The following is a 25,240-nucleotide window of genomic DNA, read 5'->3' as shown; positions in this document are numbered from 1 at the left end:
AAATAGAATATACCTATGAAAACAAGATATTGCGCGATTTATCTCATCTAATTGGTGGGACGATAGCCGAACAAACAGCGCCGCTCGTCGACGGTTTGAGCACACCGCGCTCCTGGTCGATGGCGGATCGCACCAAATCTGTTCGGCAATTCCTGTCGGAACCGCTAAAGTCGACAGACGCTGCAACTAGGAAGGTTCGATGGACTCTACCGGTTCCTTTGCTGCTAAATTGCTATCGGCGACGCTGTTGTTCGACCAGACGTCTTTGTCCGCTTTGGAGGCTCTGGCCGCCAACTCCGATCGCAGAATCTTGCGCCGCGGCGAAGTTCTCGTTCGTGAGGGAGACCGCTCGGACCGCTTCTTCGTCGTTCTGTCGGGCCGCTTCACGGTGCACCGCGAGGGAGCTGCCCAGCCCGTCGCCGAGATCGGCCAGGGCGAGCTTGTCGGTGAGGTCGGCTTCTTTGCCGCGCTGCCCCGCATTGCCACCGTGATTGCAGCGCGTGATTCCATAGTACTCGAGATTCGCGACGACCAGTTCGAGAGGGCTGCCAAGACGTTGCCCAGCCTGCGCCAGTCGGTGACGACGTTTCTCGCGCGCCGGTTCGCCATGCAGTCTCCAGCGGCGGCGCAGACCAAGCAGCCCTGCAGGCTCCGGACGCTGGCGATCGTTCCTGCGGGCCGCAGTCGTATTTCCCCTGATTTCATCGCACAGCTCCGCACCGCATTTGCTGCGGACAAGCGGGCCGTGTTCCTGACCCGAAGAGTTCTCGAAGACCGCTTCGCCAAGCTTCCGATCGACGATCAGCCGGTGCTCGACTGGCTGAACCATCTCGAGATCAAGGCGGATATCATCGTTTATGTCGCCGATGACGAGCCAAGCGAGTGGACGCGTGTGTGCATCCGCCAGGCCGACAACGTCCTGCTGTTTGCCGATGCATCAGACCCGCCGGGCCTCAGCCCCTGCGAGGCGTTGGCGCTCTCGGTCCATACGCCGTCCAACCTTCGGCTCGTGCTCGTTCACCGGACGCGCGCGGCAACGGTTTCCGGAACCGCCGCCTGGCTCGACGCACGGCCCGGCGTTCGCCAGCATCACCACGTTTCGCTGGAAGATCGGTTGGATGTCGAACGTCTGGCCCGTTTCCTCTCAGGTGAGGCCAGGGGCTTTGTCGCCGCCGGCGGGGGCTCGCTTGGCTGCGCGCATATCGGTGTCTACAAGGCATTCGTCGAGGCGGGTGCGTCCTTCGACTATCTTGGCGGCACCAGTTCCGGAGCCGCTATCATGGCTGGCTTCGCCAGTGGATTGCACGCCGACGCCATCGATCGGGGAACACACCTCATCTTCGTCAAGAGCCGCGCGTTTCGTCGCCTCACCTTGCCGCAATATGCGCTGCTCGATCATAAGGTGCTCGACCGCACGCTGCACGCGGAATATGGCGACGTTCTGATCGAGGACCTCTGGCTTCCGTTCTTCGCTCTATCGACCAATCTCAGCAGCCGGCAGGCGCATGTCCATCGCCGGGGAAAACTTTGGCAGGCTGTCAGGGCGTCAGGCTCGATCCCCGGCGTCCTGCCGCCGTTCTTTACGGCCGAAGGCGATATGCTTGTCGATGGCGCCATCATGAACAATCTGCCGCTGGAGCAGATGAAAGAACTCAAAACCGGCCCCAATGTGGTCGCGAGCCTGGGGTCCGACGGACCACGGAAACATCATATCGACTATGACAGCATCCCGGGAGCGTCCGAACTGGCGGTGCGGATGCTCACACCCTTCGGTCGTGCCAATCTGCCGAAGGTCCCGAGCGTGATTCAGGTGATTACGGCGAGCGTGCTGGCACACAGGCCGGAAGAAGTCATGCTCGGTGAACGCGACCTGCTCGTCTCCCCGCCAATTTCGAGCGCAATCGGGTTCATGGACTGGAGCCGGCATTCCGAGCTCTACGTCGAAGCTTACGACTGGACGAAACGATGGATCGAGGACCGCCTCAGCGAGAGCGACCCGAAGCTCCTACAGATACTTGGCATTCCGTCTGGGCACGAGCTGTCGCAGACAATTGGTAGCAGGGGCGTATTTGGTGGTTGAAAATGCGGCGGTGAAACGTGATTGTCCCCGGAGTTCCGGGTGAATATCATCGCTCATTCCGAATTGTCACCGTCCTCTTGCGGTTGTAGTATTTTAGGATAGCCTTGTGGGGGATTAGCCCGCATCTGCTATTCCGTTTGGTGGTGAGAAAGATCAATAAATAGAGAGCCCTCGTACAGGCAGCGGCTCGAATTCGAAAATGCTTCGTCCCCGGATTGGTATGCCGATCGGGTTCCCTTGGATGTACCTGCGGGACGTCTTTGGCATACGGCGCACGGCAAGCGTGTGCCCCGCCACAGTGTTCCCATTTGCTTGAAGTGGATCGACACGATGCCTGAGAAAAAAGATCTAGACCCGACCGCAAAACCCTTAAGCGCCCAGGATCTGAGAAAGCAGATGCTCCAGCGCGAAATGGAGGAGATGGACAAGGAGCGGCGGCTGAAAGCCCTCGAAGAACAGAAGCATGCCGACTTTGCCGCTGATTTTCTCAAAGAACATGTGACGGAAGAGGAAATTGGTATAGTCCGCCGCCTTGTCACAAACGCCGTCAAGGCCGGTAAATTCGAGGCGTTGGTCTATAGCTTCCCCTCCGAGCTTTGCACGGATAGCGGACGCGCCATCAACAGCGCTGACCGTGACTGGCCGCAGACCCTGCAGGGCAAGGCGAAGGAATTTTTCGATCGCTATCAGACATACGGCAAGCCGCAGGGCTATAAGCTGAAGGCGATGATCATCAACTTTCCGGGCGGTGTGCCCGGCGATGTCGGGTTCTTCCTGAACTGGGCTCCGGACAAGGCCTAGGCGCGACCTTACCCGGTGTCGAATGACGCGCCGGCATCGGTGGTTCCGCATTCCTACTATCAGGGAACGCTCAACCGTTTCTGTAAGCCCGCGCCAGAAGGCGCGGGCTTATCAGCCTTAGAGGACGTCAGGTACGGTTCTGCGAACGTGATCGTCGTCTGCGAAGCCGGCCGGTCGCTTCTGGCGCTTGCCGAGGTCCGGTTCGGAAAACTTCACGCGCTCATAGGGGATCGAGGCGAGAATATGCGAGATGCAATTGATCCGCGCCCGCTTCTTGTCGTCTGACGGTACGATCCACCAAGGCGCATACTCCGTGTCCGTCATGCGGATCATCTCGTTATAGGCCCGGGTGTAGTCCCACCAGCGCTGATAGGATTCGACATCCATGGGGCTGAGCTTCCACTGGCGCAGCGGGTCGGCGATGCGCTGGCGGAACCGGCGCTCCTGTTCCTTTTCGCTGACATCGAGGAAGTATTTCAGCAGGACGATGCCGCTTTCGACCATTGCCGCTTCGAAGCGCGGTGCGAGTTCGAGGAAACGCCGCGCGCTGTCATCCGAGCAGAAGCCCATGACGCGTTCCACGCCCGGGCGGTTGTACCAGGACCGGTCGAAAATCACGACTTCGCCGGCCGCCGGCAGGTGTTGAATGTAGCGTTGCATGTAGATCTGGGATTTTTCCCGCTCCGTGGGGGCGGGCAGGGCCGTGACCCGGAAGACACGGGGGCTGACGCGCTCGGTAAGCCGCTTGATCACGCCGCCCTTGCCAGCGGCATCGCGTCCTTCGAAGACGATGACGATCCGGGCGCCGGTCTTTTTCACCCAGGCCTGCAGGTGTGCGATCTCCTCCTGCAGTCGGGCGATCTCCTTGGCGTAGCCGCCGGATGGTCGCTCCTCTGATACCGCAGCTACGGCAGCCTTGTCAGGGCCGTTCTTGTCCTTATTCTTTTTCTTGCCTTCGTGCTTTCCCATCGTTCCCTCCCGTTTCGATACTGTGCGCTGGTTTCACGGCGTTGGGGTTCACAGCGATTTCTCCGTCCGCGGCCGCGCCTTCTCCGTACCGCGCCCCGTAAGCGTCGAGCGCGTCCTCCATGCCCTCGAAGATCATGCTCGGCCCAATTCTTTCGATGATGCCGGCCCGGTCGAGGAGGGCGCGGGCATCCGTGTGCAATTCCGCCAGGCCGAGCCCAATGTCGCGCGCCTTCAGTTCGTCGGCCAGTTCTCCAAGCATCTCGGCGGCGGTGCTGTCGATCTGGGGAATCGCACTGGCATCGATGACCAGCCAATGGGCCGGCGGCGGCAATTCGTCGGCAATGGCCGTCAGGCGCTCCCGCACATAGTCCGCATTGTAGAAAAGCAGGCTGTCCTGGATCATGCAGGCGCCGAAGCCCGGCACAGGACGTGCGTCCGGTGCGCGATGCAGCTTATAGAAGCCGTCCCGACCAGGAATCCTGCCGAGCAGGGCGTCGTGCGGATACATGGCCTGCAGCAGCAGATAGATCAGCGTTGCGGCAATGGCGATGACCACGCCGTTCAAGACGCCGAGGCCGATCGGTCCCCACAAGGCGATCAGGGCGAAAACGAACTCGATCCGGTTGACGCGCCATATGCGCCTGAGGCCTTCGAGGTCGATCAAACTGAGTGCGGTTGCCGCGAGAATCGCACCCAACGCCGCGATCGGCAGGATGCGCAGAACGCTGCCCAGAAACACGAGCACCGCCATGAGGGTCGCGGCCGCGACCAGGCTTGCGATTTGTGAACGACCGCCGACGGCAAAGTTGACGGCGGTGCGGGAATCCGAAGCCGTGACCGGAAACGTGCCGAACAGCCCGGCGGCGAAGTTTGCCGCACCGAAGCCCGTAAGTTCACGGTTCGGATCGACGCGGTAGCCGCCGAGCGTTGCGAAACTACGCGCGGCAATGACACCGGAGCCGAAGCTGACGAGGAAGATGGCGGCTCCGCCGGTCAGCAAAGCATCAATCGGCAGGTTCCCGATGCGCGGCAGGATGAGCGACGGCAGCCCTTGCGGTATGTCGCCGACGACCGCCATTCCGCGTCCCTCGAAGTCAAAGAGAAAGGAAAGCAGCACAGCCAAAAAAACGACTATTACCGGTCCAGGTATGGGCGAGCGATAGATGCGGGCCACTTGCAAGAGTGCAAAACAGGCCAAGGCGAACGCCAGCGTGGGCAAATGGATTGAACCGGCTTGCCGCAGGAGTTCGAGCACAGGTGATACCAAGCCATCGGACTCGATGTTGACGCCGGTAAAGCGCTTGATCTGCCCAACCAGGATCGACAGCGAGATGCCGGCGAAGAAGCCGGTCAGGATCGGGCGTGACAGAAAGGTCGCCAGCACCCCGAGCCGTACAAGGCGCGCAATCAGGCATAGGATGCCGACGATCAGCGCCAGCAGCGCGGCTGCTGTCACGCGGTCGACCGTCGCGCCGGATGTAGCGAATACCGTTGTCAGAACCGCTGCCAACACGGTCATCGTGGCAGCGTCCGGACCAACGATGAGTTGGCGCGACGGGCCGAAGAGCGCATAGGCGATGAGCGGCGTGATGCTGGCATAGAGGCCGGTTTCGGCGGGCAGTCCGGCTATGGCCGGGTAGGCGATGGCGCTGGGAAGGCCAACGGCGGCAATTGCAAGTCCGGCGGAGATGTCATTGCGTAGCCATCCGACGCGGTAACCTTCCAGGTTCGCGAGCAAAGGCAGGCGAGGCAGAGTAAATGCCATGCTCGGGCCCCCGGACTATGCCTCCTCCAGCCGGCAACGGTTCCGCGCCGAACAAGAGGGCCAAACGAATGGACCATAGCATTGCGAATATTAGAGATGCAAAACTTTTCGTTTTGCCTGGCCACGCACGATGCGCAAAAGTTGCAGCGTCCGCTCAGTGAAAGCCTCCACAACGTGTGCCTGATCCTGATCTCACCGCGGAGCGGCTTGAGACCGCACGTCCGCAGATGCGCCTACGCCGGACACCCGAAGCCCAGGTCGCCTTAATTGGACGCGCGCGCCCGCGCCGCAGGACTCCTGAAGGGCGGTGAGGGCGGGCTCTATCCCTTCACGTATCCCGTCCTTCCATCCCGAATGCTCATGTTAACTCCGCGAACCCGGTCCGTCTCGTTTTCGCTTCAACGCAGCTGCCGACGGATGATCCCGCGGTCGTTGCAGGCCTGCTCGAAGTCGCATATCTGGACGATCCGACGCGAATTCCTGCCTTGGTCGAAGCGCTGGAAAGGCTGCTCGTCCGGCGCAAAACTCAACATAGCGCTTGAGCGTGCCGGCGAGATTTCCTGCCAGCGAAGGGCGTTCCGCAACGCGGGTGTCGCCGGATTGCAAGGCTTCCGTGACAGAGCGCTGCGCGCAACTGAGGCGCAAGATGGCGCACCGCACCGAACGGCGCAGTCCATGGAAATGCCGTCCGGGCGTCGCTGTTAAACCTTGGGCATGACGCCTTTGTTGACCAGCCATGTCTCGAAGGTGCCCGGGCATCCTTCGTTGAGCCATCTTCCCCGGTAGGAGAAACCGGGGGTGGCGCGTCCGCCGCTGACGAAGCCTTCGTCGTAACGACCGATCGCACCAACTGTTTTGTGCATCTTTCCGGGATGTTTCTTCTTGGCCTTTGAGAATTTCACTGGATACCCCCTACGCATTACAACCGTGAAGTCATAGCGTCTCACAGTGCACGCAGCCGTCAAGGATTAGACAAATGCGTAAATGGGGTTAGGGAACTGGCCAAGTTACGCTCCGCGGATAGCCACATGTGGAAGTCTGCCACGCCGACAGCATTCACATCGTTCTCGGCTCCGAAGAGTTCGGGCCACCTTGACGACGCCTGCGTGGTGCACGCCCTTGCCGCTGGGCAGGTCAGAAGGGAGCTGATCGTGTCGATCTCGTCCACCGGCATGGTCATGGAGGGTTGTCGAGCAAGGCAAGGTCGGCGACCTTGGACCGAAGTCAGACCACAACGTCTCATAAAGAGGACAAGAATTTCTGCGGGCGCAGAACAATTCCGTCGCCAGGGCCTGAGGCAGTTGAGACGAAGAGCAAGACCCAATTGCTTCCGGTGCCGCACATAAAATCCACGTCGAAATGGACGATAGTCCACCAAAAGAGCACGGTAGAACCTCACCGGCACCGAGGCAGCACGCTACGGATCTGAGGGCAGGAAGAGGAACCCGCCAGAAGAACCAAGGGAGCGAGAAATGATCCACGCCGATGACGGCTCACTGTCCCAGGAGCAGCGATTGATGCGCGACAGTTGCCGCGCGTTCGTCGACGACGCAGTGACGCCTTTCATTCGATCGAACTGGCAGCGCGAATGGGACATGAGCCCGGGCGAGCGACTGCCGCGCTCGATCCTCGAGGGAGCCGAAACGATCGGCATCCGCACGCTCGGCGTTCCGGAAGCCTATGGTGGCGTGGACCTCGAGCGCGAGACGGAGGTCAGGACCTTCGCGCTGATTTCGGAGCAAATCGCGCGTGGTGATTCCGGCCTTGCCGACAAGCTCGTGCAGAACTGGAAGGTCTCGATCCTCCTGCGCGAGTTCGCACCGAAACATTTGCAGGACAAGTGGTTCCCGCGCCTCTTGGCAGATCCGCAGTTTCTGCTTGCGCACTGCCTCACCGAGCCGCGCGGGGCTTCGGATCGCTGGCTCCCTTACAACGTGCCAGAGGCGGCGATGCACACGAAAGCCGTGCTCAAGGACGGGCACTGGGTGATCAACGGCCGTAAGCAGTTCATTTCGAACGGCTTCGACGCGAGCCTCTACGTGGTCTACGCGAATACGGACTCCTCCGTCGGCATGCTGCAGGGAACATCGAGTTTCCTCGTGCCGCGCGACACGCCCGGCCTCACGGTGACGAAGTGCAACGAAACCATGGGCTGCCGCTTCATGAACAACGGCGAACTGGTGTTCGAGGACTGCCGCGTGCCGGCGGATCATCTTCTCGTCCAGAACACGGCGCTCGGAAGCGCCGGGCAGTATTTCCGTGCGGGCAAGATCATCCAGGCGGCAAAGAACCTCGGCGTCGGAGTCGCCTGTTTCGAACGCACCGCCGACTATGTCCAGAACTATGTGCAGGGCGGTCGCATCCTCATAAAGCACCAGGCCGTGGCCCTGCGGCTTGCCGACATGGCGACCCGGATCGAGGCGGTGCGCGCACTGATCGAAAGGGCTTCCAAGGCGGTCGATGAGGGTCATCCGGACATGGATGTTCTCTGCAACATGGCCAAGGTCTACGCCTCGGAGGAAATCATGAAGGTCGCGACCCATGCGCTGGAGCTGCATGGCGGCAACGGCGCGATGCTGGAGTTCGGCATCGAGAAGCTGTTCCGCGACGCTGCCATCTTCTTGCACATGGACGCAACCGTCGATGTCAGCCGGATGAAGATCATCAAGGCCATGTTTCCGGCGACCGCCGGCAAATACGCAGGCCCCGAAAACTAGGGCCCGACGGAGGAGAGGCGGGCTCGGGAGCGATGGTCTTGTTGCCGATCTCTTCGAGGCGGTTCCCGAATTGAAAGGAACGCTCGAGAGCGCGACGTGATGCGGGTGGCATCGGCGCAGTGGCAAGGGGGAAGAAAAATGACGAGAATAGGCAGACAGCCGGACGGTGATCCCGATCAGGATGTGGATGATAACCTGCCGGCGCCCTTCCGCTCCTATGCGCTGGAACGGGCCGATGCGCCCCGTTTCCACATCCGTCTGGTCGAGAACACCCAAAGGCTCTACCCGGCGCACAAGCACGATTACTTCCAGATCATCTACTACCTGAGCGAGGCGCCGACGGCGCGCATCGGTCTCAAATCCTACAAGCCGCAGCCGGGCTCGATCTATTTCATCGCGCCGATGACCCCGCATCAGACGCGCTTCCGCAGGGCGTCACGATGCGTAGTGATCTATTTCGACCTTGATTTCCTTCGGCCCGGGATCACGCGTTCCTATCCGATTTCCGAACTCGTGCGGATAGCGCCCGAACTCACGCCTTTCGCCTGGCAGGGGCATGTCGACTTCAACCTGGATGAGGCGCAATCGGCGCGCGTGGAAGAGGCCTGCCGCGCGATGATCCTCGAACATTCTGCGGACCGGATCTGTGCCGGAGAGATCATTCGCGCAGAGCTGACGCTCATACTCGGCAGGGTTTGCCGGGCCTACGAGGAGCGCTTCGACGAATTGTCGCCGGTTCTGCCGAAGATCGGCCGCGACAGCGGGCATATGCGCAGGATTTCCGACTTTATCGCGGAGAACTACCTTCGCTCGCCGACACTCGATCAGGCGGCCGCCTATGCCAGGCTTTCCCGTAGCCGCCTCTGCGCGCTCCTGCGGCAGCATACGGGCACCAGCTTCAATGCGCTCATTCGCGAAATACGCATCGATGATGCGCGCGAGCGCCTGGCGCTGACCGACGAACCGATCGGCCAGATCGCCTATGCCGTTGGGTACAACGACGAGAAGTACTTCCTGCGGGCTTTTCGAAAATCGGTCGGAATGACGCCAACGGCCTATCGGGCGAAAAGGTTGGGTGACCTGACTGTGCCCGCGACATCCCGGCGCGGCCCCACCGCGCAGGCCACGTGCCTCCGGCAAAGGGGCAGGAGCTAGACGGGGTCAGCGGAAACGATGCCGAACAACGGATTGTCCATCGGAGACAGGAGCGCCTGATCGAAGTCCGGTCCGGCATTTGCGGTTGATTGCAACATGGGAGGAGTAGCAATGCTTAAAAATGTCGAGGAGCAGGCGCATGCGCCGCTCAGAGTGTCCGGCCTGTTCGTGGGCGGGCAATTTCTGGATGATGGCAGCGCCACCACATTCAGCGTCGAAGAGCCGGCAACCGGCGCGACCATCGCGCATGTGACCAATGCTTCTGAGGCCGACGTCGACCGTGCGGTCAGAGGCGCGCGCGACGCCTTCCAGGCGTGGCGTGATCGTTCCCCACGTGAGCGCGGCCAGATCCTGCGCGAGGTCGCCGCTCACATCCGCAAGCACGTGGACGAACTTGCCGAGATCGAGGCGCGCGAAGTGGGCAAGCCGCGTCGCGATGCCCTGCGATTCGACCTCTCGTTCTGCCACGCTTGCTTCGACTACTTCAGCGGCCTTGCCGATACGATACACGGAGAGATCCTGGACCAGGGGCCGATCGAGGCGCGCATCAGCTACGAGCCCTATGGCGTGGTTGCAGCGATCCTGCCCTTCAACTGGCCGCCGATCCATTTCTCCAAGAAGTGCGCGCCGGCGCTCGCCGCGGGCAATACCGTTGTCATCAAGCCCGGTGAACAGGCGCCGTTGACCGTCCTTCGCCTCGTCGAACTTGCCAACGAGATCTTGCCGCCCGGCGTCCTGAACGCGGTCGCTGGATTGCCGTCCGGTGCGGCGCTTGCCTCCCATCCGCTGGTCGAGCGCATCACCTTCACCGGTTCGACGATGACGGGACGGCGCGTGCTTCAGTCGGCCGCCCAGAACCTCACCTATGCGACGATGGAACTTGGCGGAAAAAACGCGCTGATCGTGCTTCCCGATGCCGATCTCGATGTTGCGATCGATGTCGCGCTCGAGGGCATGTTCTACAACCAGGGCGAGGCATGCACGTCGACGTCACGCATACTCGTGCACGATGCGCTCCATGACGAGTTCCTCGAGCGTTTTGCACGTGCGACCGAGAAGCTGGTCGTCGGTGACGGCCTTGATCCCGCGACAGATATCGGGGCCATGGTCGATGCGAAGCACCGTGACAAGGTGCTGGCCTATCTCGATATCGCGCTGAAGGAGGGGGCCCGCTTGGTGACCCAAGGCAAATTGCCGACCGAGGATCGCCTGAAAGGCGGCTACTGGGTCGCCCCCACGGTCCTTGCCGACGTGACACCCGACATGACCGCGGCGCGCGAAGAGATGTTCGGCCCGATCGCCAGCATCATGCGTTTTTCAACCGAAGAAGAAGCAATCCGCATCGCCAATGACAGCGAGTACGGCCTGACGGCGGCAATCTGCACGACCGACGAAGCCCATGCCGGCAGGATTGCGGCCCGGCTCGAAGCCGGCATGATCTTCATCAACAACTACATGCGCCGCGCTTTCCTCGGCTCACCCTTCGGCGGCCAGAAGGGAAGCGGCTTTGGACGGGAAAACGCTGCGGAAACTCTGCGGGAGTTTACGCGCTCCAAGAATGTGCGGTTCCCGTCGGGCAGAGGCACCATTCCGATCTGGCCGCCGAGGGACTGAGCTCTCCGACGGAGCCGCGTCTTCGGCTTTCGTCTCCGTGTGAACACCTACCGATCCTGGAGGTGAGAGCGTCGCGTCTTGCGCGGCGAAATCCCCGGCAGTCGCGCTCGCGCGCGATACCATCTTTACCAATTGCGCGCTCATGTCTGGAGATATCTGGTGGGGCGTGACGGATGTGCCGCCGCCGGTGCTGATCGATTGGCACGGTCTCGACTGGACGCCTCACGCCGGTCGTGCAGGGCCGCCGCACGACCGGTGCGTCGCGCGGATGTTGCTGCTGCGTCAGAGCGCGCGACCGCCATCTACCTGGATGATATGGCCGGTGGAAAAACCGAGCAACGACGCACAGGCCAGGATGGCTGCGGCAATATCGTCGACCTCGCCGATACGGGCGAGCGGGGTCGAGGCCGCGACCTTCTCATTGAAGCCCGAATCCCGCCCGGAAACGAATTGCGTGTCGACGACGCCGGGAGAAACGGCAAGCACCCTGACCTCCGGCGCCAGTACGCGGGCGAGGGCCTTGGTCATGACGTCGATACCAGCCTTAGCTGCGCAATAGGCGATATTCGACCCTATGCCGGTGAAGGCTGCGATCGACGAGATGGAGACGACGAGCCCATCGCCGGACTTTTTCAACAGAGGGGCGAAGGCCCGGATGGCTGCGAACTGGCTTCGCCAATTTACCTTGAAGATCTCGTCGATCAGTTCGTCGGTCAGTGCATCGAGATCCCGATGGGCGATTGGCTTGGTGAAACCGGCCGCATTGACGAGGATGTCGAGCCGGCCGAATTTCTGTTCGATGGTGCTGGCGAGGCCGCTAAGGGCGCTGGAATCCGTGATGTCGACGGCGTAGCGCGCGTGGCGTGCCGCGTTTGCAAAGGAAGAAAGCGCCGCATCCGCGCTCAAGACGCTCTGTTCGCTCGGCGTATGGGTAATGAGAACCGTTGCGCCTGCCTCCGCAAACAGGCGGCCTGTCGCGGCTCCGATCGCACCGTTCCCGCCGATAAGGAGAACTGTCTTTCCAACCAAGGACCGCGGATACGCCATAAGTTCCTCCCTCTTAACGCGCTGTCTTCGCAGTCGACGGGAACCCGCCCGCATTAGACGATGATCGATGCGAACTTAGGGCAATCGATTGCACGAAACAACAGGCAATCGATTGCATTTCGAAGACACGGTTTCTACGATTCGGGCTTGAAATCCGACACTGTTGGCGACCGGCGCACGATCATTCGGCGGGGAACGATTGTCAGCGCCTTCGCGCAGCTACCGGCCCTGTGCTGTCGCGCTCCATGAGTTCCACCGGCAACACGGTCTCCAAGGGGATATCGTCGTCGGCGCCGGAATTCATCAGGCGCAGCAGGATCGACGCGGCGGTGATGCCGGCATCGTATTGCTGGATCCTGACAGTTGTCAGCCGTGGGCGCGCCAGATGGAGGAATGGCATGTCGTTGAAACCGCTGACGGAAATGTCCGATGGGCAATCGAGGCCATTCTCCCGCAGAACGTCGATGCACCCGAGCGCCAGGCGGTCGTTTGCGCAGAGCACGGCCGTGAAATCGTGCCCGGAGGCAAGCAGGTCACGCGTGCAGCGGGCGCCTTCGTCTTCGTCGAAGCGTATCGCGGTAACGATGAGTTCCGGATCGAAGTCGATCGACATTCTCTCGGCGGCGCTGCGAAACGCCGCGAGGCGCAGCTGGCCGGTCGAGAGATCCTGCGGTCCGGCAAGATGCGCGATTCGCCGGTGGCCGAGCTTCGTCAGGTGGCGCAGCATCTCGCAGATGCCCATGTCTTCGTCATTGATGACGTAGGGGATGTTCGAACGTTCCACACGTCTGTTCAGCGTCACCACCGAGAGACCATCCTGGGCGGCTTTGGCAATTGAGGGATCGCTTCTGAGCACCGCCGCGTGAATGAGGCCGTCGACACCACGATCCCTGAGCACTTCGAGAAGACGAATTTCGCGCTCGCGTTCGCTATCGGTGTTGACGATGATCGACGCATATCCGAGCGGTTCCAGAACGCTTTCGATTCCGCGCAGGATCGGCGGGAAGATGGGGTTGGTGATGTCGGGGATGACCACGCCGACCGTCATCGTCCTGTTGGTGCGGAGGCCGAAGGCAATGCGATTGGGGCGATAGTCCAACCGTTCCGCCGCCGCCTGGATCTTTGCCACGACTTCCGGCGTGATGCTCTTTCGCTCAGCGGGGTCAAGCGCGCGCGACACGGTCGACACGTGAACGCCGGTCGCGCGCGCGATGTCCTTCAGGGTGGTTCGTTTCTTTTGCATGTATCACCTCGCTCCTCCATTTAAAATCTTGCCAGGAGTTTTGCAATCGTTCGCATGGGCGCTTGACAAAGCGCAAACGCTACGCATAATCGCGAACGTGCAATCGTTTGCACATCCAATTTGCGGCAAGGAGTTGAGGAGCTGCCCTGCCGTCGATCGAACACAAGGCGTGGGTGGCGTCCGGCGGAGCTGGGCGATTTGTCTTTTACTCGTATGCAAACGATTGCGCGCAAAACCTCTGGGAGGAGAAGAAATGGGAATCAATCGGCTGATCGCGGCAGCAACCATCAGTGTGCTTTCAGCAAGCACCGTTGCTAGCGCTGCGGAAACAATACGGATCGGAGCGTCGCTGCCGATTACCGGTGGCCTTTCGGTCAGCGGCGAGAAGCACAAGCGGGGCTACGAGCTCTGCAACAAGCTCATCAACGAAGCGGGCGGTGTTCTCGGCAAGCAGGTGGAATTGATTGTTAGCGACAATCGCTCTGATCCGGCAACGGCCATCAACCAGTACGAACGCTTCATCAATGTCGACAAGGTCGATGCCGTCTACGGCACCTTCTCGAGCCGCCTGACCTTTCCGGTCGGCAACGTTCTGTCCAAGTACAACATGGTTCACCCGGTTCCCTCGGGCGGGGCGCTCCGGATTTATGCGCAGGGCTACAAGAACCTCTTCTACTTCCAGGTCAATGCCGCCGAATACACCGGCAAGGACGTGATCGGCCTCCTGAAGGAGGTCAAGGACCCGGCAGATGCGCCGAAAACTGTCGCAGTTGTCCACGCGGACGACTTCTTCGCCAACGCGATCGCCACCGGTCTCCTCGGCCAAAAGGTGATCGATCCCGCGAATGACAAGGAAATCGCCGACCTTGCTCCCGGATACTTCAAGGAAGCCGGTATCGAAGTAGTGATGGAGGAAAAGTGGCCCGAAGAAGGGTTCAATGACTGGCTGAACCTTGCAAATTCGATCAAGCGCTCCGGCGCGGAGATGATCGTCGGGCTGACAGCTTCGGCGGAAGAAGCGGTCCAGCTCATGCGCGCTCTGAAGACCGTCGGTGCATCAGCGAAGCTCGTCTATCTCAGCCAGGGCGCGCAGACGGAATTCATCGAGGGTGTCGGCAAGGATGCGGCCGATGGTGTCGTCATCCACACAACCTGGCACAAGGATGTTCCCTTCAAGAGCACGCTCGCCGGAAAGCCGTTCGACAATGCGGATTTCGTGAAGGCATTCGAAGTCGAATACGGCGTCGAGCCGGATGAGGACAGCGCCATTCCCTTCGCCGTCTGCCAGGGCATCGAGCAGGCGATCGTCGGGGCCGGCACCACGGATAACGCCAAGATGGGCGAATGGCTGCACGCCCGCACAAAGGAGCAGCCGGTTCAGACGGTTCTCGGTAATTTCAGCTGGGACGATCTCGGCCTACCCGTCGACAAGGCGCACATCATGACGCAGTGGCAGGACGGCAAGCTGACCTTCGTTTACCCGACCGGTCAGTTCGAGGGCATCGTGCCCTTCCGCTATCCCAAGTCCGGTTTCTGACCGTTTGCGAGATAGGGGAGGGCGTTCCGCATGCGGTGCGCTCTCCCGATCGGCAGGCGTCTACTACTGAGATATCTACTGAAAGGAGATCGCGCGGATGCTCGAGGTTAAGAACCTGTGCAAGCACTACGGCGGAATTCGCGCCGTGGATGGCGCAAGCTTCACGGTCGAGAAAGGCTCGATCACGGCACTCATCGGCCCGAACGGCGCCGGCAAGACCACGGCCTTCAATTGCATCAGCCGCACCGTCGTTCCGACTTCCGGCGAGGTCTGGCTGGACGGAGAACGCATCGACAAGCTGCGTCCGCACAAGATCACCGCAAAGGGTCTTAGCCGGACGTTCCAGATCTCACGCAATCTCGCCGACATGACGGTGCTGGAAAACGTGATCGTCCAGGCACGCTGCCGCGGGTTTATGGAGCTGTTTCGGCCCGCAATCTCGGCGGACGAGCGGGACAAGGCGATGTCGATCCTCGATTTCCTCGGGATCACCCGCATTGCCTACGAGGACGGGCACAACCTGTCCTACGGCCAGAAGAAACTGATGGATCTGGCCGCGCTGCTGATGGCCGATCCCAAGATCATTCTGCTGGACGAGCCGGCCGGCGGCGTCAATCCGACGCTGCTCGAGGAGATCGTCGGCCACATCAGGGCGCTCAATGCCAAGGGGCTGACGGTCCTCATCGTCGAACACAACATGGACCTGATCATGCGGCTTTCGCACCGCGTCGTCGTCATGGCGCACGGGCGGGTGATCTGCGACGGCACGCCCGATGTGGTGCGTCGCGATCCGCATGTGCTCGAAGCCTATCTGGGCGGCGTACTGGAAGAGGAAGCGGCCTGATGAGCGATCTTTTGCAAGTCACCAACATCACTGCCGGCTACGGCGACGGCCCTGCCATCCTTGATGGCGCCCGTCTGACGGTCGAGCCTGGGAAGGTCCACTGCATCATCGGCCCAAATGGCGCCGGCAAGTCCACGCTGTTGAAGGCGATCTGCGGCATGCTGACGATCCGCAAGGGCGATGTCGTCTTCAAGGGCGAGCGTCTGAACGGGCTGCGCCCGGACCAGATCCTTCGCAAGGGCATCTGTTTCGTGCCGCAGGAACGCGCGCTGTTTCCGAAGATGACGGTGCGCGAAAACCTGCGCATGGGCGGATACGTGCTCGACGACGCGAAACTGCGCGACCGCCGCATCGACGAAATCCTCGAGCGCTTCCCGGTTCTGCGCGAACGGGCCGATCAGCATGCCGGAACCATGTCGGGCGGCCAGCAGCAGACGCTGGCCATGGCGCGGACGCTGATCGTCAAGCCGGACATCGTCATGCTGGATGAACCCTCCCTCGGACTCGCGCCGAAGGTGGTCCACGAGATGTTCGACATCATGAAGATGATGTCCCAGGAGGGCGTCACGGTGCTGCTCGTTGAGCAGAACGCGATGATGGGCCTCAAGAATTCCGACTGGGGCGTTGTCCTCGACCTCGGCCGCACCCTCTTCGAAGGGGCGGCTGAAGCGGTACTGGCGGACCCTCGCATCCAGGAACTTTACCTCGGCGGCCGCAAGGTCGCGTAGCGGAGGACGTGATGACAGACATTCTTCAGATACTGATACTCGGCCTCGCGCTTGGCGGCGTGATCGCGCTGATGGGATCCGGCCTTTCGCTGGTCTTTGGCGTCATGCGCATCGTCAACCTGGCACACCCCTCACTGATCATCAGCGGCGCCTATGTCAGCTACTGGGCATTCAAGCTTTGGGGTCTCGACCCGATCGCGACGTTGCCGATCGCGGCACTGATCATGGCTGCAATCGGCGTGCTTCTCTACCGTCTCATGTTCGAAAGCCAGGCAAAAAGCGCGCGCTACTCGGAAATGACAGTGCTTTTGACCTTCGCACTGGCCATGATCGTCGAAGGTTTCCTCGGTGCCGCCTTCACCAACACCCAGCGCGTGACCTCGCCCGATTACGCGACGGATGCCTTCTTCATCGGCAGCCTGTTCATTCCGAAGGGGCAGTTCTATGCCGGTGCCGTTTCGCTGGCGATCATCGGTGCGCTGACGCTGTTCCTCAACTACTCGCGGCTTGGCTACGCCATCCGCGCAACGACCCAGAACCGCGAGGCTGCTGAGCTTCTCGGCGTCAATGTCAACCTGATCAGCATGGTGGCCTTCGCGATCGGGATCGGGCTTGCCGGCGCTGCAGGCTCTTTGGTGAGCTTCGTCTTCAGCTTCTTCCCCGCCAAGCAGTGGGAATGGATCGCGATGCTGATGTCGGTCGTCGTCCTCGGCGGCATGGGCAGCGTGCTCGGCACCGTCGTCGCCTCGCTCCTTCTCTCGGTCATCGCCGCCTTCGTCGGCACCTGGGTGGGCGCCACCTGGTCGACCATGACCTTCTTTCTCGCACTCTTCGTCATCCTGCTGATCCGTCCCCAGGGCCTGTTCGGCGAAAAACCGGAGTTGGCATAATGGCCGCAAACCTGCAACAAGCCGACGCGAGCTCGGTGCTCGAGGCCCGTCGCATTCACAATCAGAAGCTTGCGCGCCAGCATGACCAGACCCGCGCCACATGGTTTCCCCTGGCCGTGCTCGGCGTCCTGCTCGCCCTGCCGCTCCTGCAACTGACCGGCAACTACAACTACCTGCTGCATCTCGTCCTGTTTACGGCCTCGTATGCGGTCATGGCCAGCGGCTGGAACATCATCGGCGGCTTCGCCGGCTACATCTCGCTCGGACACGCGGTCTTCTTCGCGATCGGCGGCTATTTCTCAGGCGTGCTCCTGGCGCGATACGGGGTCTCATCGCTGCTGACGGCACCGCTCGCCGGGCTGGTGGCTGCCGTCTGCGGTTATCTCATCGGCCTCATCACGCTGAAGGTTCGCGGCCCGAGCTTCATCATCTCCTCCATCGCGCTCCTGATGATCGCCCGTATCCTGTTCGATCACTGGGAGTTCATCGGCGGCGCCAATGGCTTGTCGCTGCCGGTGACCGACCTGCCGGTGGAGACTGCCAAACTGCCCTATTACTATGCCTTCGTGCTGATGGCTGCCTTCACCGTATGGGCGACCTATCGCATCAAGCATTCCAAGTTCGGGCTGGGCCTGCGCGCGCTTTCCAAGGACGAGGTCAAGGCGGAGAGCGCCGGCATCAACACCCGCTTCTACAAGGTCCTTGCCTTCGCGTTGTCGGCATTCTTCGTCGGGATGGCGGGTGCGGTCTGGGGCGAATACCTCACCTATCTCCGGCCGAACATTTTCTTGATCATCCTCGTTTCGGCAAACCTGGTGTTGATGTGTATCCTCGGCGGCAAGGGCACGATTGCCGGGCCTGTCGTGGGTGCGATCCTGATCGTGGCCTTCAACGAAATCTTCGTGGCGACGCTCGGCGCGTCCGAGATCAACATCATGGCGACCGGTTTCGTCATGGTCCTGGGACTGATGTTCTTCCCCAACGGCGTGATCGGGACGCTGGCCCGTAAGGGCAAGCTGCCCCGCGTCCTCAACTGGGATTGATGGAGGCGACCATGCAGGACTTCATTCTCTACAACGCTCCTCAATCGACGTGCAGCCAACGGGTGCGATACGTTCTGCACGCGAAGGGCCTCGCCTTCGAGGAGCACAAGCTCGATCTCTTCACCGGCGATCAGCTGAAACCCGAATACCTCGCCATCAATCCGAATGGGGTCGTGCCTTCGCTCGTTCACCAGGGCCGTGCGGTCACCGACTCCGCCGTCATCATGGAGTATCTCGAGGACATTCTCCCAGGTGCGTTTCGACCACGGGACGCCTTCGGAGCGGCGAAGATGCGGGCGATGATGCGCTTCATCGACGAAGTACCGACACCTGCGATCCGGGTGCCTTCCTACAACCTCGCCTTCCTGCCGCACTACCAGGCGATGACGGCAGAGGAGTTCCAGGCGGTCTGTGACGCAAAGCCGCTTCGTCGCGAGTTCCTGATGAAGATGGGGCGCACCGGCTTCCCGGAGCAGGAAATGAACGAAGCGCTCGGCCGCCTGCAACGCGGTGTTCAGCGCATGGCGAGCTGGCTCTCCGACAATGGCGGACCGTGGATCATGGGCGATGAGATGACTTCACCGAGACCTACTACTACGGGTCGCTGCTGACCGAAAAATACCCGCACCTGAGGTCGGCGAAGCCCGAACTTCGGGTCTCCCAGTCAGGCCAGTGACGCGGAAAGGAGAACAGGGATGAACAGCCATATCAGCCCCGAAGTAAAACTGATCTCGAAGGAAACCGATGTCACGCCGACGGTGCTTGCCGCCATGTCGCACGGAGACGATCCGCGGCTCAAACAGCTCATGGATGCGATGGTCAGCCATCTGCATGCGTTTCTGCTGGAGACGCGTCCGACCGAGGCGGAGTTCGAATACGCCCTGCGCTGGATCACGGCGCTCGGACAGGCGACCAATGAGGCCCACAACGAAACGGTGCTTGCCGCCGACGTGCTCGGCGCATCGACGCTGATCGATCTGATCAACAACGACGGCATGCAGGGCGAGACGCTGTCGGCGCTTCTCGGGCCATTCTATCGCGGTGGCGCGCCGAAATGTGTGAACGGCGACTGCATCGCGCGCTCCGATACGCCTGGGCCGAAGCTCTATTTCACAGGTCGTGTGACGGGTCCCGTCGGTCGGCCCGTCGAGGGGGCGACCCTCGATGTATGGCAGGCGTCCCCGGTCGGGCTCTACGAGAACCAGGACGAGACGCAGGACGACTTCAACCTGCGCGGCCGGTTCACGACGGATAGCGATGGAAACTTTCATTTCGTGTCCGTGAAACCGGCAGGCTATCCGGTTCCAACCGATGGGCCGGTCGGCGACCTCCTGCGGGCACAGAAGCGGGCGCCAATGCGTCCGGCCCACATCCACTTCATCGTCTCGGCACCCGGCTACAAGACGCTCGTCACCCAGATCTTTTCCGACAGTCACGAAGCCCTGGTAACCGACGTTGTTTTCGGCGCGAAACAGCAGATTGTCGGGAAATTCTTCCGGCACGACAGCCCGGACGCCGAATTTCCAGGCGCCCAGGCGCCATTCTACAGCTGCAACTATCACTTCAAACTGGTGGAGGGCCAATCGATCCTGCCGGAGCCTCCGATCTCCGGAAAGAAGGTGGCGCATCATGGCTGACGGATCAAACAGGTCGCGCCATGGGAAGGGGAGCCAGTGATGCAGCAGAACGTCATCATTACCTGTGCGGTCACGGGCAACCTCACGACCCGGGAGAACACCCCCGCACTTCCCGTCACGCCCGAGGAGATCGCCAATTCCTGCCTGGAAGCGGCCGATGCCGGTGCGGCGATCGCGCATATTCACGTGCGGGACCCGGTTACGGCGAAGCCCTCCATGGAGCTTGGATACTACCGCGAGGTCGTCGAGCGCATACGGGCGAAGAACACGGCGCTGATCCTCAACGTGACGACCGGCCCTGGCGGGCGCTACCACCCGAGCGATGAAAACCCAGCGATCGCCGGACCACGGACCACGCTGATGCGGCCGGAAAAGCGGGTCGAGCACATTGTCGCGCTGAAACCGGACATCGCCACGCTCGATCTCAACACCATGACCTTCGGGTCGGAAGTCGTGATCAACACGCCGGCCAACGTCAAGATCATGGCCGACATCATCAACGAGGCGGGTTCCAAGCCGGAGCTCGAGGTCTTCGATACCGGGCATATCCAGCTCGCACAGGACCTTTTGAAAGCGGGCGTGCTGAAGTCGCCGGCGATGTTCACGATCGTGACCGGCGTCAAGTACGGCTTCCCGTCGACCACCGACGTCATGGCGACCGCCGCTCGCATGCTGCCCGGCGACGCCGTCTGGACCGGGTTCGGGGTTGGTCGAATGTCGTTCCCGATGGCCGTCCAGGCCTATCTGCTCGGCGGTCACGTCCGCGTTGGCCTGGAGGACAACTCCTACATCGCCAAGGGCGTGCTCGCCAAAGGCAATGGCGAACTGGTCGAACGGGCAAGAGACCTGATCGAGAAGCTCGGCGGAAGGATCGCCGAGCCTTCCCAGACCCGTGAGATCCTCGGACTGCGCGCATAAGCATTGATATCTGCAAGGAGGCATAGAATGAACATTCAGGTGGACGCCAAGATCGCCCGGGCATTGAGGGTGACGGAAAAATCCCCCGATCTCGACAATCTCAAGATCGACGTCGTCGACGTTGCGGTGCCGCGACCGGGACCGGGCCAGGTGCTGGTGGAGATCATGGCGGCAGGGGTAAACCCCAGCGACGTGAAAGCATCCCTCGGACACATGCCGCACGCCGTCTGGCCTCGCACGCCCGGTCGCGATTTCGGCGGCATCGTGCGCGAAGGTCCGTCGTCGATGATCGGCATGGAGATCTGGGGTGGCGGCGGCGAGCTCGGCATCAGCCAGGACGGCAGCCACGCCAAATGGATGGTGCTCGATCAGAAGGCCGTGCGTGCCAAGCCCGCGAATTTCACGATGCAGGAAGCCGGCTCGATCGGCGTGCCCTTCATCACCGCCTATGAGGGCCTGCGCGAAGCCGGCGGCGTGCAGCCGACGGATGTCGTGCTCGTCTGCGGCGGCAATGGCAAGGTGGGGCAGGCGGCCATCCAACTGGCGACCATGGCGGGGGCCAAGGTCTTTGCGGTCGAATACAACGAGCAGCCGCTGCTGGCGCATACCAACGCGCCCGTTGAGATGCTGAACAGCGCCAAGGATGATGTCGCCGCGATCGTGCGCGAGAAGACCGGCGGCCACGGCGCCGACATCGTCTTCAACACGGTCGGCAGCCCCTATTTCGAAATCGCCAACAACGCGATGGCGAAGCAGGCTCGACAGGTGTTCATCTCCACCTTCGATCGCGCAGTGCCTTTCGATATCTTCAACTTCTTCCGAGGCCGCCACAAATATATCGGCATCGACACGCTGGCACTGTCTTCCGTCGAGGGCGCGCGTATCTTCGACAACCTCAAGCTGAAGTTCGAAGAGGGCAAGCTGAAGCCGTTCCCGATCAATCCGGCGACCGTCTACGGCCTCTCCGACGCCGCAAAGGCCTATGCTTCGGTGTTGCGCGGCACGCCCGAGCGCGTGCTGCTGGTGCCTTAAGGAGTGGGCGATGCAGGTGACACGCTATGGCGGCGCCAAGCCATACGAGGCGGCAGAGCATTACGGCATGCATTGTCTGCGGCTTCAGGGAAAGGAGGCGACGACGACCGATACGATCTGGATCGGCCTGTCGCACCTCCTGCCTGGCGGCCATACGTCGCTGAAAGACGCCACGGTCGAAAAGATCTACATCGTCGTTGCGGGCGAGGTAACGGTCGAAACCGGCACCGAGAGCGCCACACTGGGCTTTCTCGACAGTTGCCGGCTGGCACCCGGCGAGGCGCGCGCGCTCGTCAACCGCACCAATGCGCCGGCGTCCATCCTTCTCGCCATGCCGACCTGAGCGCGTCGCCGAAGACTGGTGGAGAGCATTGATGCGGTCATCGGGTCGGTACAGGCTGGGGGTGCGTGAGCCACGCATTCCCAGCGACGGTCGATTTTGTATCGCGCCGGGAGCAATGGTGATCGGTGGCGTTCGGCTCGATGAAGATGTCAGCATACGGGAGGACGAGCATGGTGCAGAGTGAAAACCGGTTGGCCAGCGTCGTCGAGCACTGGCTCCCGCGCATGGAGGTTGCCGGGATACCGTCGGTGACGGCGCGCGCGGTGATCGAGCGCGCCGGAGTATGGCAAAAATGGCTTTCGACTTGGAGCGAAGAGGGCGAGCGTCAGGCCGAACTCGGCGATATGGCTCTTGCTGTCGGTCGCCACATAACAGCGGGCGAGGCCTATGCCCGCGCGAGCCTTTTCTATCATTTCGGACAGTTCATGGCGTTCGAAGACCTTGAAGCCAAGGCGAGGGCAGCCGCTCGGAAGGTGGAACTCTACCACCTCGCCGCTCCCTCACTCGATCCGCCGGCTGAGATGATCGCCGTACCGTTCGAAGGCGGGGTCCTGCAGGCGTCCCTGCGGATCCCGAAGGGAGAAAGCCGCTATCCGCTGGCGCTGATCATTCCCGGCTCGGATTCGACCAAGGAGGAGTTCCCGGCATTCGAGCGGCATTTCCATGCCCGCGGTGTTGCCACCATGTCTTTCGACGGACCCGGGCAGGGCGAGGGGCGTTCGATGGGAGCGTTGCGCCCGGATATTGGTCCGGCCGTTCAGGCGGCAATCACGTCGGTAGAAGCGCATCCGAGACTTTCGGGAAAGGTCGCCCTCGTCGGCATGGCCTTCGGCGGCTTTCTCGCCCTGCGCGCGGCTGCGTCGGTGCCGACAGCGGCTGGCATCGTCTCCATCAACGGCTTCTTCGATCTCGGCGGGTTCTGGGGCGAACTGCCGCAAGTCTATCGAGACAATATGCGCTTCTCACTTGGCGGCGAGGACGTCCGCGAGCGCGCGGATTGTTTTACGCTTAGGGGCTGCGCTCCGCCAACTGTGCCGGCTCTCATTCTTCACGGCGGCCGTGACAGGATCTTCCCACCCTCCGAAGCGGCGAAGTGTGCCGACATCTGCTCTCGTGGAGCCGAGCTACACATATTCGAGGAGGGCAACCACGTCTGCAACAACATCCCTTGGCTCTATCGCCCGCTCGTCGCCGATTGGGTGGCGGAGCGTTTGAGCCGGTAACGGCCGCTAGGCCCACTAGCGCGGCCGTCTCGCTTGGCCCGACCGAGGTCACGGGCAAGAGTCAACGCCGTTTGCATAGCAGCCTCTCGCGGACGGCCATTCCTCACAAAGCGCAATCAGTGCCGTCGGCGAAAGCTAAAGGTCGTTGTCGCTCACGAGATTGCGGCCCATCGCCGCCGAGAACAGTGGCCGACGATGCGGCCGAGAAGGCTGGTCAGCTTGCTGACGGCCGGTCAGAAGCGTCACGCCCCAGACGTTGATGGGCAAGCTCACGCCCTCCGTGCCATCCGTCGCGGCAGATAGAGCGCACCGAAGGAGCTGTGCGAACTGACAACGACCGGCCTTGGCGAGGAAAGCCGCCATGTCGCAAGCGATCGCACCCGCGCCGAGAACACCGAGACGCATAAACCCCTCCCTGCAATCCGCTTCAGAAGCTCTCGAAGGCCGGCCCTCACGGTCTTTGAGACGGACCAAGAGCCGATGTGTCCCGTTAGGAGCCGGCTGATCGGATCTTCTACGAACGGCTCCAACAAAGAAACTTGTCTTTTGTCACTAGCGCATAGAATGCGTTTTATGCAGTATGAGTAAGTCACAATGCATGGAGCGCATGATAATCCATGGAAGTTCGCGATCTCGAGGCCTTTCTCGCAGTCATGTCGACAGGCAGCATCACCGGCGCCGCCCGCATGCTTGACCGATCGCAGTCGCAGGTGACGCGGCTTATTCAGGATCTGGAAACGTCGCTTGGATTTGCGCTGTTCGAGCGAAATGGACCTAAGATCTCCCCGACCGACAAGGGGATTGCCTTCCACGAAGATGCCGAGCGCTTTCTCAGCGGCATCGGCCACCTGCGCAATCGAGCCAAGGCGATTGCCGGCAAGGAACCCGAGCCGATCGAGATCGCCGCAACGCCGGCTTTTGCGAGTGGCATCATCCCGATCGCGCTTGCGGAGCTACCCGAGCATTTTCTGCCGCACACAATCCAGCTTCGCAGCATGCCGGCGGAAGCGGCCGTGCAGTCGGTGCTCGCGCGCACTGCGGATTTCTGCGTGACCTCTCTGCCGGCCGATCAGCCGGGGCTGGAAGTGCAGGGGTTTTTCGAGGGGCGCTGCGTGGCCGCGGTAGCGCCGCACGATCCTCTGGCTGCGAAGGACGTGATTTCGATCGCGGACCTCGCCGGACGCACCCTCATAACCATGGCCAATCCGTTTCGTTTGCGCCGCCGTGTCGATGAAGCACTGGAGGCGGCCAACGTGCGGCCCAATCGCGTCATCGCGACCAATGCGGCCAACAATGCCGTGCAGATCGCATCGCTCGGGCTCGGCGTCGCGATCATCGAGCCAGCGACGGCCTATGGCCTGCAATCGGCGCCCGTCGCAGTTCGCCCGCTTGATGTCGAGATTCCCTTCCTTTGGGCGATCCTGTCGGCGGCCTCGCGCCCGCTCTCGGCCGGCGTCCAGGAACTGGTTCAACGCATCGCGCGGATCGCATCGGAGCGCATGCCGGATTTCACCGTCCACGATCCGCGACAGATGGCGCGCATCGCCGAAAAGACCTTCGCCGGCCGAAATGCCGGCGATGGCACGCTGTCGGACAACCGGCAGCGAGATAAAGGGGAGCAAAAGCTCGACACGCCCGAGAACGAAAACTGAGC

Annotated in this window: 23 protein-coding genes and 1 pseudogene; 18 read left to right on the top strand and 6 right to left on the bottom strand. The window is 61.6% G+C overall.

Going from position 1 to position 25,240, the window contains the following annotated elements:
- Positions 1 to 199: 199 nt before the first annotated feature.
- Positions 200 to 2,080, top strand: a complete 1,881-nt coding sequence (locus tag BLU35_RS30125) for a patatin-like phospholipase family protein (protein WP_093235818.1) — start codon at positions 200 to 202, stop codon at positions 2,078 to 2,080.
- 330 nt (positions 2,081 to 2,410) lie between these two features.
- Positions 2,411 to 2,881: a hypothetical protein gene (locus tag BLU35_RS30120; RefSeq protein WP_057252140.1), complete on the top strand. Its 471-nt coding sequence runs from the start codon at positions 2,411 to 2,413 to the stop codon at positions 2,879 to 2,881.
- 117 nt (positions 2,882 to 2,998) lie between these two features.
- Here BLU35_RS30120 and ppk2 read toward each other — a convergent pair whose 3' ends face one another.
- From ppk2 to BLU35_RS35360, 3 genes are all read right to left on the bottom strand, one after another.
- A complete protein-coding gene (gene ppk2 / locus BLU35_RS30115) occupies positions 2,999 to 3,850 on the bottom strand; it encodes a polyphosphate kinase 2 (RefSeq protein ID WP_093235817.1) in 852 nt (283 codons plus the stop codon).
- Complete coding sequence (locus BLU35_RS30110; RefSeq protein ID WP_093235816.1) at positions 3,819 to 5,615, bottom strand: SulP family inorganic anion transporter; 1,797 nt, start codon at positions 5,613 to 5,615, stop codon at positions 3,819 to 3,821. Before BLU35_RS30110 ends, ppk2 begins: the two co-directional genes overlap by 32 nt.
- A 701-nt stretch (positions 5,616 to 6,316) precedes the next feature.
- Positions 6,317 to 6,517: a hypothetical protein gene (locus BLU35_RS35360; RefSeq protein WP_143033022.1), complete on the bottom strand. Its 201-nt coding sequence runs from the start codon at positions 6,515 to 6,517 to the stop codon at positions 6,317 to 6,319.
- Between the two features lie 570 nt (positions 6,518 to 7,087).
- Here BLU35_RS35360 and BLU35_RS30100 point away from each other — a divergent pair.
- The 4 genes and pseudogenes from BLU35_RS30100 to BLU35_RS36780 all read left to right on the top strand — a co-directional run.
- Complete coding sequence (locus BLU35_RS30100; RefSeq protein WP_093235813.1) at positions 7,088 to 8,332, top strand: acyl-CoA dehydrogenase family protein; 1,245 nt, start codon at positions 7,088 to 7,090, stop codon at positions 8,330 to 8,332.
- A gap of 138 nt (positions 8,333 to 8,470) precedes the next feature.
- Positions 8,471 to 9,487 (top strand): helix-turn-helix transcriptional regulator, encoded by a 1,017-nt coding sequence (locus BLU35_RS30095; protein WP_176907498.1) that lies wholly within the window; start codon positions 8,471 to 8,473, stop codon positions 9,485 to 9,487.
- 111 nt (positions 9,488 to 9,598) lie between these two features.
- Entirely contained in the window at positions 9,599 to 11,101 is a 1,503-nt protein-coding gene (locus BLU35_RS30090) for an aldehyde dehydrogenase family protein (protein WP_093235811.1), read from the top strand.
- A gap of 115 nt (positions 11,102 to 11,216) precedes the next feature.
- Positions 11,217 to 11,330, top strand: a pseudogene (locus tag BLU35_RS36780) (phosphoenolpyruvate carboxykinase domain-containing protein); the annotation flags it as partial.
- Positions 11,331 to 11,383: 53 nt separating this feature from the next.
- Here BLU35_RS36780 and BLU35_RS30085 read toward each other — a convergent pair.
- Together BLU35_RS30085 and BLU35_RS30080 are read right to left on the bottom strand one after the other, a co-directional pair.
- Positions 11,384 to 12,148, bottom strand: a complete 765-nt coding sequence (locus BLU35_RS30085) for an SDR family NAD(P)-dependent oxidoreductase (RefSeq protein WP_093235809.1) — start codon at positions 12,146 to 12,148, stop codon at positions 11,384 to 11,386.
- Positions 12,149 to 12,350: 202 nt separating this feature from the next.
- Entirely contained in the window at positions 12,351 to 13,391 is a 1,041-nt protein-coding gene (locus tag BLU35_RS30080; RefSeq protein WP_058324441.1) for a LacI family DNA-binding transcriptional regulator, read from the bottom strand.
- A 253-nt stretch (positions 13,392 to 13,644) separates the two neighbouring features.
- On the opposite strand from BLU35_RS30080, the gene BLU35_RS30075 reads away from it, so the two are divergent.
- From BLU35_RS30075 to BLU35_RS30025, 11 genes are all read left to right on the top strand, one after another.
- Positions 13,645 to 14,928 carry an amino acid ABC transporter substrate-binding protein gene (locus BLU35_RS30075; RefSeq protein WP_093235808.1) on the top strand — a complete coding sequence of 428 codons (1,284 nt, stop codon included), beginning with the start codon at positions 13,645 to 13,647 and terminating at the stop codon, positions 14,926 to 14,928.
- Between the two features lie 97 nt (positions 14,929 to 15,025).
- On the top strand, positions 15,026 to 15,772 hold the full coding sequence (locus BLU35_RS30070) for an ABC transporter ATP-binding protein (RefSeq protein ID WP_093235807.1): 747 nt from the start codon (positions 15,026 to 15,028) through the stop codon (positions 15,770 to 15,772).
- On the top strand, positions 15,772 to 16,500 hold the full coding sequence (locus BLU35_RS30065; RefSeq protein WP_093235805.1) for an ABC transporter ATP-binding protein: 729 nt from the start codon (positions 15,772 to 15,774) through the stop codon (positions 16,498 to 16,500). Before BLU35_RS30070 ends, BLU35_RS30065 begins: the two co-directional genes overlap by 1 nt.
- Positions 16,501 to 16,511: 11 nt before the next feature.
- A complete protein-coding gene (locus BLU35_RS30060) occupies positions 16,512 to 17,390 on the top strand; it encodes a branched-chain amino acid ABC transporter permease (protein ID WP_093235804.1) in 879 nt (292 codons plus the stop codon).
- A complete protein-coding gene (locus tag BLU35_RS30055; protein WP_093235803.1) occupies positions 17,390 to 18,433 on the top strand; it encodes a branched-chain amino acid ABC transporter permease in 1,044 nt (347 codons plus the stop codon). Before BLU35_RS30060 ends, BLU35_RS30055 begins: the two co-directional genes overlap by 1 nt.
- Before the next feature lie 11 nt (positions 18,434 to 18,444).
- On the top strand, positions 18,445 to 19,044 hold the full coding sequence (locus BLU35_RS30050; protein ID WP_210185174.1) for a glutathione S-transferase family protein: 600 nt from the start codon (positions 18,445 to 18,447) through the stop codon (positions 19,042 to 19,044).
- A gap of 84 nt (positions 19,045 to 19,128) precedes the next feature.
- Entirely contained in the window at positions 19,129 to 20,070 is a 942-nt protein-coding gene (locus BLU35_RS30045; protein ID WP_093235801.1) for a dioxygenase family protein, read from the top strand.
- 39 nt (positions 20,071 to 20,109) lie between these two features.
- Positions 20,110 to 20,988, top strand: coding sequence for a beta-keto acid cleavage family enzyme (locus BLU35_RS30040; protein ID WP_093235800.1), 879 nt, complete (start codon positions 20,110 to 20,112; stop codon positions 20,986 to 20,988).
- A 27-nt stretch (positions 20,989 to 21,015) separates the two neighbouring features.
- Positions 21,016 to 22,020, top strand: coding sequence for a quinone oxidoreductase family protein (locus tag BLU35_RS30035; protein WP_093235798.1), 1,005 nt, complete (start codon positions 21,016 to 21,018; stop codon positions 22,018 to 22,020).
- 10 nt (positions 22,021 to 22,030) lie between these two features.
- Positions 22,031 to 22,363 carry a cupin domain-containing protein gene (locus tag BLU35_RS30030; protein ID WP_057251147.1) on the top strand — a complete coding sequence of 111 codons (333 nt, stop codon included), beginning with the start codon at positions 22,031 to 22,033 and terminating at the stop codon, positions 22,361 to 22,363.
- A gap of 170 nt (positions 22,364 to 22,533) precedes the next feature.
- Complete coding sequence (locus BLU35_RS30025; protein WP_093235797.1) at positions 22,534 to 23,586, top strand: alpha/beta hydrolase family protein; 1,053 nt, start codon at positions 22,534 to 22,536, stop codon at positions 23,584 to 23,586.
- A 135-nt stretch (positions 23,587 to 23,721) separates the two neighbouring features.
- Here BLU35_RS30025 and BLU35_RS36445 read toward each other — a convergent pair whose 3' ends face one another.
- The gene (locus tag BLU35_RS36445) at positions 23,722 to 23,991 is read right to left on the bottom strand and encodes a hypothetical protein (protein WP_093235795.1); all 270 of its coding nucleotides are present in this window, start codon (positions 23,989 to 23,991) and stop codon (positions 23,722 to 23,724) included.
- Positions 23,992 to 24,203: 212 nt separating this feature from the next.
- Between BLU35_RS36445 and BLU35_RS30015 the strand changes: the two genes are divergently transcribed.
- Complete coding sequence (locus BLU35_RS30015) at positions 24,204 to 25,238, top strand: LysR family transcriptional regulator (RefSeq protein WP_093235794.1); 1,035 nt, start codon at positions 24,204 to 24,206, stop codon at positions 25,236 to 25,238.
- The last annotated feature ends 2 nt before the right edge of the window (positions 25,239 to 25,240 follow it).

Source organism: Sinorhizobium sp. NFACC03 (genome assembly GCF_900103435.1).
GTDB lineage: Bacteria > Pseudomonadota > Alphaproteobacteria > Rhizobiales > Rhizobiaceae > Ensifer.
Note: the sequence above shows the minus strand (reverse complement) of the source record. Positions and strands in the feature narration are given on the sequence as shown.